Here is a 2,466-nt window from a genome sequence, read left to right as displayed (position 1 = left end):
CGCCGATGCGCCGCGGATCAGCGCACGACCACCGTGCTGGTGTACGCGGTGCTGGTCCGGCCGTCCACGCTGTGCAGCACCGTGAAGGTGTAGACGCCGGCTGCGAGCCCGGTCACCTGGCCCGTGTACCGCATCGTCGCGGATCAGGCATGTTTGACGCGAGGAAGCCGTGTACCAGACGAGCCGAGCGAAGGGGGTACTTCCATGGACAAAAACCCCGCCCCGGAGCATGCCGGAGCGGGGTTTCCGCCGATCAGTCCATCCTTCGCTCAGCGGACCAGATCGTCCAAGCGCTTGGCGCTGAAGCCCGCGGTGGCCCGGTCGCCGCGGACGACGACGGGGCGCGTGATGAAGGTGTACTCTTCCGTCATGTGGCGCAGGAGATCGTCCTCCGAAAGCTGCTGCTCGTGCAGCCCCATCTTGCGGTACTTCATGGCGCGGCGGCTGAACAGCGCGTCGGCGCCGCCCGCCTTGCGCGCCAGGTCCTCCACCTCCGCGTGCTCCAGCGGCTGCGCCTTGAGATCGCGCAGCGAGCGGATCACCACGCCCTTGCTGCGCAGGTGCTCCACCGCCTTCTGGCAGGTGCTGCAGTGCGGGAGCCAGTAGACGTCCACTCCTTCAGCTTCATTCATCAGACGGCCTGGGCCACGGGGGCGGCGGACGCGCGGAAGGTGCGGCAGATGGCGTGCACCTCGTCGTCCGTAAAGGTGTGGTCACAGGTCTTGGCGGCCTCGAACACGTGGCTGCACAGCTCGTCGTCCGCCCCGTAGCCGTGCGCGGCCAGCCAGTGGCGCACGTTGCTGATGCCGCTCATGGGTGAGATCTCGATCACCTGGCGCAGGCCGAACCACCCCGCCGGCACGCCGCTGTAGATGCGGTCCGCCAGCCACGCGTCGCCCTTGGCTTCGGCCTTGATGATGGCCGCGGCGTGCACCCCCGTCCCGGTGCGAAAGGCGTCCGGGCCGAACACGGGCCAGTTGTACGCCAGGTCCACGCGGCACGCCTGGCTGGCCAGCGCCACGTACTCGTTCAGCCGCGACAGGTCCCAGTCGTGCAGCCCCAGCAGCTTGAGGTTGACCAGGAGAAGGTCCATCTCGGCGTTGCCGCAGCGCTCGCCGATGCCCAGCGCGGTGCCGTGAATTCGGTGTGCGCCCTCTTCGATGGCGGCCAGGCAGTTGGGGACGGCCAGCCCGCGGTCGCGGTGCCCGTGCCAGTCGATCTTTACGTCCTCGCCGCTGGGGTCCACGATCTCGCGCTTGACGAAGCGGATCAGCTGGCGGACGCCGTGCGGCGTGGCGTGCCCCACCGTGTCGCACACGCAGATGCGCCGCGCGCCGCAGTTGATGGCCGTCGTGTAGAGCGCCTTGACCACTTCGGGGTTGGCGCGGGTGGTGTCTTCCGTCACGTACATGACGGGAAGGTTGTTCTGCACCGCGAACGACACCGCGTCTTCGGTGGCGCGCAGCATCCGGTCCAGCGTCCAGTCTTCGGCGTACTGGCGGATGGGGGATGATCCGATGAAGGTGGCCGCCTCGATGGCGATCCCCACGCGCTGCGACACGTCCACGATGGGCTGCACGTCGGCGCGCACCGTGCGCGCGGCGCAGTTGGGCTCAATGGCGAGGCGGGAGTCGACGATTTCGCGCGCCAGCGCCTCCACGTCGCGCACGGCGCGCGGGCCGGCGCCGGGAAGGCCGATGTCCGCCGCGGCGATGCCCAGCTCGGCCATCAGGTGCAGCAGCCGGATCTTGTCGCCGATGGCGGGATCCGTAACGGAGGGCGACTGAAGCCCGTCGCGCAGCGTCTCGTCGTTCAGCTGCACGCCGCGGCGCGTGCCGTAGTCAAAGGAGCCGTCGAGGGTGTTCCAGTCGTAGATCAGCTCGGTCTCCTGCATGGGCGGACCTCGCGAAAGCAGCGGAAGGTGGACGGGTGCGCGCGCCGGGCCGGGGAGGCCGCGGCGGTGGGTTGCAAGCCGACTGAACCTAATTCAGCGGCCCGCGTCGCGAAACCGCCCGGGAACGGATGAACGCGGGCGTTCTTCGCCGCGGATCAGCGAGGCCGCGCGGGGGAGAGCTCGGAGCGTGCCGCGCAGCCGGTGGTGCATCGGAAACCGTGTGGCGGGATTCTTCAGTCGGCGCCCGAGTCTGAGCACGCGGATGGCACCGCCGGCGCCTCCTTCAGAATGACACTCAGGGTCCGAGGCGTCCGGGCGAGCAGGTTCTTCACCTCCGCCGTGAGCAACGGAGTCTGCCTGCCTGCTCCGAGCCTGAGGGTCATCCTGAAGGAGCAGCGTACACGGCCCGCATCCCCCACGATGATCCTTGTGCGCCGGAAGGTTTCCGGGCCGAACCGCTCGCGCGGACGAGGGCCGGCGCGGTGTGCCCCGGTCTCTCGGCAGCGCCCGCGGAGTTCGGGGCACGCCGCGCAGCCGGTGGTGCATCGGAAGCCGTGTGGCGGGATTCTTCA

The 2,466-nt window shown here is 69.4% G+C and carries 2 protein-coding genes; both read right to left on the bottom strand.

What is annotated here, in order from left to right; all coding sequences use genetic code 11:
- Nucleotides 1-269: 269 nt before the first annotated feature.
- Nucleotides 270-632: an arsenate reductase family protein gene (locus VF665_RS20790; RefSeq protein ID WP_331055383.1), complete on the bottom strand. Its 363-nt coding sequence runs from the start codon at nucleotides 630-632 to the stop codon at nucleotides 270-272.
- Nucleotides 632-1,894, bottom strand: a complete 1,263-nt coding sequence (locus VF665_RS20785) for a hypothetical protein (RefSeq protein ID WP_331055382.1) — start codon at nucleotides 1,892-1,894, stop codon at nucleotides 632-634. The genes VF665_RS20790 and VF665_RS20785 overlap by 1 nt, the downstream gene beginning before the upstream one ends.
- Between the last annotated feature and the right edge of the window lie 572 nt (nucleotides 1,895-2,466).

This window comes from Longimicrobium sp., assembly GCF_036387355.1.
In the GTDB taxonomy this organism is placed as follows: Bacteria; Gemmatimonadota; Gemmatimonadetes; order Longimicrobiales; family Longimicrobiaceae; genus Longimicrobium.
This window is presented reverse-complemented; position numbering and strand designations above follow the sequence as displayed.

Excerpts from the sequence above, each read along its gene's own strand:
- VF665_RS20790 (WP_331055383.1), bottom strand. The coding sequence starts at position 632 with ATGAATGAAGCTGAAGGAGTGGACGTCTACTGGCTCCCGCACTGCAGC.
- VF665_RS20785 (WP_331055382.1), bottom strand. The coding sequence starts at position 1,894 with ATGCAGGAGACCGAGCTGATCTACGACTGGAACACCCTCGACGGCTCC.